A 7229-nucleotide genomic window follows, 5' to 3' on the forward strand; every position below is an offset into this window, starting at 1 on the left:
TTATTTTTAACACATTGTATTTATAAGCTTTAGATTGTAGATTGTCTTCGAATTTGTGAGTTGTCTATGCGAAAATGTGCGCACTGCGCGCATTTTCTGCATTTCGTGACCAGCGGTTGTTTTTCCATTTCTTCCCCTAACTCATTGCAAACCTGACTTTTTAGCTCTATTTTCACTGCATAGAAATTTGTCCCTTTTTCACCTCAGTCCCGCCCTTTGGAGGAACGACATGATCCGCACCACGGCACGGTTTACTTTGAGCCTTTTGACTCTGCTCGCTTGCGCCGGTTTTTGCCTCGCGGCATCAGAAACCTCGCCCTACTTGCACGTCTCAAGTATGGCTCCCGAATTCACGGAGATTCGCTGGGAGGATCCGGAATTCAATGTCGCGTCGGAGATGATTGACGGCGAACGACTTTCCGCCGTCGATATCCCCGGTGAACGCATTCTCTTTCGCGAAGGATATCCTGCCTTGCCTCACGTGACGCGCATCTACCGTATCCCAAACACCGGATCTGTTGAGTTGGTCATCAACGGTGCAGAGTATCGGCTCCAGGACGATTTCCTTCCCGTTCCCGCTCGTCGTGAAGAACATTCAGGGTGGGGACGTCCCGAAAAATCCGCCGACGTGTACGCAGTGAACGACTGGTATCCGCGCGACATCGCCGAAGTCAGCCCGCCGGCAATTTTCCGCGACTTTCGCATCGTTACCGTCACCCTTTACCCCGTGCAGGTGAATCCGGTGACGCGGCAAGCGCGCTTCTATGACAACATCAGCGTGGACCTGGTCGCCAACGAGACTCCTGGAATCAACGAGATTCATCGCGTCCGCCGTCCCAGTGGCCGTTGGGCGCCCATGTACGATGCATTCATCGAGAACCTCGATGAAACGGCTCTCGATGACGTGGATTACAATCCCGGCAGCTATGCCATTATTTGCAAGGACAACTCAACCGTCTTGCAGTGGGCTGATTCGCTCAGGCAATGGCGCCAGAGAATGGGATTCACGGTCACTATTGAAGCCCGCAACAACTGGTCAAGCTCGACCATCTTAAGTTATCTGCAAACCGCTTACGATACCTGGGACCCGCCGCTTGAATTCGCGGTTCTGATGGGCGATGCGGATGGTACGTATTCGATTCCTGTCAGCCCTAATAACCGCTATGACCACGGTTATGCCGACCTTGAAGGCAATGACGATTTCGAGGAAATTAGCGTCGGCCGACTGTCCTATTCGCAGTCGAACCACTTCCCGCTGATTAACAACAAGATTATGGCCTACGAGCGCACGCCCTACATGGACGACACAGGCTGGTTTACGCGCGCGTTCCTGTACGCCGGCACGAACAACAACGTCAGCTCCAATGAGATTCTGATGCTTTGGGCTGCCGATATGTACCGAAACTACACCGGTATTTCAAATCCGCAAGTTTCTACTCACCCCGGCAATGTCAGCAATTCGCTCATCGGCGAGCGCTTGACCGAAGGTGTCGGCTATTTCCTCTGGCGGGGTACAGTGGTCGGCGAAATGAACAATTCTGCCGCTACGTCGATGACTTCGTCACCGAAACTTCCCATTGTGCTCACCATAACCTGCGGCTCCGGTGATTACAATCAGGGCGAAGCGCTAAATGAAGCTTGGCTCCTTGCAGGAAGTCCGACCGCTCCCAAAGGCGGCATTTGCGGCATTGGTACCGCCACGTTTAATACGCACGTTCCCTTCAATAATACCGTTGCCGGAGGTTTGGCGTATGCCATCACTAACCTCGGTATCCGTCATATTGGAACGGCTCTGTCCGCTGCGAAAGTCGAATTGTTGCGCGCATTCCCGGGCGACGGCACAGGAGCCATGTTCGCTCACTGGAATAACTTGATGGGTGATCCCGGAATTTCCATGTGGACGGATATCCCCGTTGTCATGGATGTCACCTATCCGACGACCGTGAATGTCGGCGCGCGCCGTGTCCGTCCGCAAGTCGTGGATGACGCCACCGGTGAACCTATTGCCGAAGCGCTTGTCGTCTTGATCAAGAACGGTGAAACGTTTGTCAAGGGCTTTACCGATGAAGGCGGATTTGTTGACCTGCCTGTGACGGTGAATACCCCCGGCACGATGACCCTTACGGTGTCTAAGCGGAACCACAAGCCGTTCCTCGCCGACATAAGCTGCGTCAATGCCAATGAAATGGTTACTGTGTTCTCGTACACAGTGGACGATGATAACAACGGCGGCACGTCCGGAAACGACAACGACCAGTTTAATCCCGGCGAAACGATAGACCTGTCCGTGACTTTGCGCAACTTCGGCACATCAATTACGTCGAATAACGTCAATGCCACGGTCACCTGTGACAATCCTGATGTCACGATTCTTCAAGCGACATCGGCGTTTCCGCCCATTGCACCCGATGCTCAGGCTACGGGTACGACGCCCTTCAGGATTCAGCTCGCACCAACAATGTTGCACAATGAAACTGCGAAGCTGACATTTGAAGTAACCTCCTCCACAGGCACTGCCTTCAGCACGGTCGAATTGACTATCCGTGCCGGAAGCTGTGTCTATGTCTCTTCACAGGTTACGGGAGGCAACAACAATAATCGTCTCGATCCCGGTGAAACGGCCAACCTCCGTATTACCGTCCGGAACGAAGGCGGACTTGCCATGGACAATGTGAGTGCCACGCTCATTTCGCAATATAGCCTGCTGTCAATAAACGACGGCACTGGCTCCTTTGGCAATATCGCCGTTAACGGCACCGCCACGAGCGGCGCGACGGATTTCGTCGTGCGCGCCAACAGCGTCGGCTATCCCGGCAGCATCGGTAATCTGATGCTCGTTATGGAAACTCCGGGCGGCTTCGTTGACTCCGTCGCCTTTGCGCTCCCGATTGGCTTAGCCACGGCCGCCGACCCGACAGGTCCGGACCCCTTCGGCTACCTTGCCTATGACGACATTGACGACGAATACGAATTCCATCGCGAGTTCAATTGGACTGACATTTCCACCATTGGTACCCGTTTAACGCACGCAAGTGCCGACCCCGGCGAACAGCAGCCTAACGGCCAGACAAACAGCGATGTCGTCGAACTCCCCTTTGATTTCATGTTCTACGGCGAAACCTACGACTCGCTCACCATCTGCTCCAACGGTTGGGCTGCCTTCGGCGATCAGGATCATCTCGACATGTTCCGCAACTATCCCATCCCCGGTCAGCAGGCTCCCGAAGCCATGCTCGCGCCCTTCTGGGATGACTTGAAAACCAATGGCCCCAATGACGGTGTCTACTACTACTACGACGAAGCCAATGACCGCGTCATCATCGAGTGGAATGCCGTCGGCGCGTTTTCACAGGGCACCAATCTCGATTTCCAACTGATTCTGCTTGACCCGACCGTCTATCCCACCAACGACGGCAACGGCATCATCATCTTCCAGTATGATAATGCGCAGTCCATTCAGCAGGATACATGGGAAGAGCAGACCGGCGAAACCGTCGGTATTCAGGCTCCCCGCGCACTCATCGGCTTGCAGTATCGTCACAGCGGCAGCAATGCCCCCGGCGCGAATGGTATCGGTAACGACCGCGCGGTTGTGATAACCACCGAAAAGCGTTTTGCCACCGGCATTATCACAGGGCATGTCTCCGACTTGGCCACGGGTGATCCCATCGAAGGTGTGCTGATTTCTCTCGATGGGGAGGAGGATGTCGCAACAACGGACGTGCAGGGCAATTACACGATGATTGATGTGGAAATCGGCACCTACACTGTGCGTGCCACTCGCTGGGGCTACAATCAGGGCGTCACCGCGGATTTCGTGGTCGAAATGGACAGCACTGAAACTGCCACCTTCAGCCTTACGCATCCTGAAATTGATCTCTCGACCGACGCCCTGAATGTCAATCTTCCCGGCGATCCGACAGAACAATCTTTCAACATTGACAACGACGGCAACGGCCCGCTCGATTTCCGCATCAGCCTGGAGTATCAGGCTCTGAACGGCGAGCGCGGCAACTGGTCTACCATCGCGCAGCAAAGCGTCACCGGCGAAACAGGAGACGGTCAAATTCTCGGCTGTGCCTTTGACGGCGACCATTGGGTAGTCAGCGGCGGCGCAGGTCCCTCCGGTCCCAACTATCTCTACTACTACAATCTGACCGGCGACCTCGTCTTTACCGCGGAGCAGCCCACCACCACGCAGTTCGGCTTCTACGATCTGGCCTTTGACGGCGAATACATCTACGGCAGCACCGACGGCTTGCAGGAGTTGCAGGGTGTGGATGCTTCAGGTGCCATTCGCACTACGGTTCCCTGTCATCAGGTCAGCCCCGCGCGCTGTATCGCCTATGACCCCGCTCTTGATCAATTCTGGGTTGCCGACTACAGTACTCCGGTCTTCTGCATTGACCGCGAAGGCAACGAGATTCATCGCTTCAACAACAATCTTGACAAGACCGGTCTCGCGTGGTATCCCGATGATCCCGACGGCTACAAACTCTACGTGTTCCACTGGAACACGCAGGGCACCGGCGGCACGCTTGTCAGCAAGATTCACCCGACCTCCGGCGCCATTCTCGCCGTGACCTCCATCACCGATGTGAACGGTGATCGTGCGGGCGGATGTGATATCAGCTCGACGTGGAACAGCATGCTGACCGTCTTCGGCGGCATCTTCCAGAACTCGCAGGGTGACCGTCTCGAGATGCGCCAGATGAAATTCGACACCGATTGGATTGGCGTTACTCCGCTTATTTCGTCCGTGCTGCCCCAAAGCTCGCGTGACATCTCAGTCTCGATTGACCCTGCGAATTTGCGCGACTTGACCTATCATGTCAATATCATTGTCAGCAACAACTCGCTGGACAGCTCCGTTGTACTTCCGCTCACGCTTGCACGCTTCCTGGTTGCCGAGGAACCTGCGCCGCAGATTCCTGCTCAGTTTGCTGTCCATCAAAACTATCCTAATCCTTTCAATCCTTCGACTCAAATTCGCTTTGATTTGAGTGAAGCCGGCCTCACGACCATGAAGATATTCAATGTCTTGGGTCAGGAGGTGGCCGCGCCTCTGCGCGAAGCCCGACTGAATGTCGGTCAGCATCTTGTGGATGTTGATATGACTGGTTTCCCGTCCGGTGTCTATCTCTATCGAGTGGAGAGCGGTAGTTTTGTCGAAACCCGCAAGATGGTTTTGATGAAGTAATATTTCGCACGCTCTATCTGCCGGGCGCGGTCAATGTTGGCCGCGCCCTTTTTTCTCTGTCATCCTCTGTAAGGACCTACTCAAGCACCACGAACACATCAAACACAATTCTCGATGTTCATACGTTGCCATCCCGTAGCGTAGCGCAGTGACCTACTCAAGCACCACGAAAATCCGAAGCGCATTCACGATGCAGCACACCTTGTCATCCTGGAAGGATCTCTCTAAACAAAGTCGAGATACAAAGCGCAACACAAACCATTACTAGGTCGAGCCTCCAGGCTCGACTCCCAGAGTGAAGAACCTTGCCATACGCACCACGCAAATCTTAAAATCATACTTCCGACGGCCTCCGGCCGTCTTCGCTCTGGTCTCCCCCCAAAATCTGCCGCAGTTTTGGGGGGCTAAGGGGGGCCTCGCCTTTCTAGCTTCTCAATAACCCTCTGAAGCTCCGCAACTTACTACCCCAAATCCCTCCATTAACTTAACTCTAAAAGTGTCCCATTTCTTCTGACGACCAACAATCGCGATTTGTGTAAACCATCGAATAAGGATCAAAATAGGTGCTTACGTCAAAGGCTCTAGATGGCGTGGATAGTTCCGCTGCCCAGATTATCACCAAGGCAGTCAGCACGATTTTAGTGAAGCGAAGCATTATAGAATCTCTCTTTCTTTATTTCAGGACCACCAATTTTTGGGTAACATAATTTGTCTGACTATTTGCGCGAACCAGATAAACCCCGCTGGCCAGGTGTGAAGCATTGTAATTGACCGATGACATTCCTCCAGACAGTGGAATACGATCAATCATCTGTCCGAGCAGGTTGTAAATCCCGACGTCCGCGCTACCGTGGACATTGTTGTGCTCGAACTCAATCTGCACGTACCCATTCGCCGGGTTAGGGTAAAGGTATAAAGAAAACTCTTCCGCTACCGGCGGAAGTTCACCCACCGGAACACGCAAAGTCGTGTCGCCCGACAAAATGACCACCTTTCCTCGGCGGCTGTTCAAGACGTCCCCCTGACAACCAATGGCCAAATCATCCACACCGTCCCCGTTCACGTCGCCAACTCCTATTGCTCGCCACAATTGCACGTCTGAGTTCAACCAGAAACCGCCCAGCCATAGACACAGCTTACCGAAACCGTTCGCGCAGGGTTCATTCACAATCACCAAATCCTCGAACCCATCGCGATTATAGTCGCCTGCTGATGCGATACCATGTGCAACATTGTTGCACCCTTGATAATCGAGTAAAAAAAGCGGAGTTGGGGAAATATCTGCACCCCCCAAATGCACATCTATTGTCCTTGGATCGCGGCTAACCGCCAGATCCGCCGCACCGTCGCTGTTCAGATCGGCGGAAAGCGTGGCGGGAAAAGCAAAATTGCCGAACCATACGAAGTCTGCAACTGTATCGGGCTCTACGCCACCTAAGTATATGAGAGTTGAGTCATCCACACCGTTGACACGCTGAACGAAATAGTCATCATACCCATCACCATTGAAGTCACCAAACACTTCAAACATCGGATCTGAGTTGCCCGATCCAACAGGTTCTCCTCTGTTGGTTAAGTCGACGGACATGTTCCAGTCTGCCGCACCAAAGTAGATGTAGGTTTGATCAAGATCGTTATAGTGGTAGTAGATGTCATCAAATCCGTCGCCGTTGTGATCGCCCAAGCGCGCTAACCTGCTACGCCCGACTTCGTATGGAACACTCAAGACTGCTTCGGGAAATGTGTCTACGACAAGCCCTCCGCCATGAAATTCAAAGACAACACTATCAAGACCCGACATCCAATACCCAATAACCCAGTCAATCTGTCCATCACTGTTGAAGTCGCCAATCGGTCTGCGATTATACATGTAAGGAGCTTCGGCTCCTTCTCTTGGCATAAACGTTAAGTAGGGATTCTGCGATGGCGGACTACCGCCGTAAAAGAGATCAACTCTGTCATCAAGTGGAGATCCGAGCGATCCGGGGGACGAAACCATCCAATCCGCGTATCCATCTTGATTCTGGTC

3 protein-coding genes are annotated in these 7229 nt (G+C 53.4%); 1 reads left to right on the plus strand and 2 read right to left on the minus strand.

Annotation, left to right across the window (positions count from 1 at the left end):
• Positions 1-229 precede the first annotated feature (229 nt).
• A complete protein-coding gene (locus HUU59_05150; GenBank protein NUO18815.1) occupies positions 230-5200 on the plus strand; it encodes a carboxypeptidase regulatory-like domain-containing protein in 4971 nt (1656 codons plus the stop codon).
• 490 nt (positions 5201-5690) lie between these two features.
• Here the strand turns inward: HUU59_05150 and HUU59_05155 are convergent, their stop codons facing one another.
• On the minus strand, positions 5691-5855 hold the full coding sequence (locus HUU59_05155) for a hypothetical protein (GenBank protein ID NUO18816.1): 165 nt from the start codon (positions 5853-5855) through the stop codon (positions 5691-5693).
• An 18-nt stretch (positions 5856-5873) separates the two neighbouring features.
• On the minus strand, positions 5874-7229 hold a 1356-nt coding region (locus tag HUU59_05160), incomplete at its 5' end, for an FG-GAP repeat protein (GenBank protein ID NUO18817.1).

The sequence above is a fragment of the bacterium genome (assembly GCA_013360195.1).
Lineage (GTDB): Bacteria > Electryoneota > RPQS01 > RPQS01 > RPQS01 > JABWCQ01.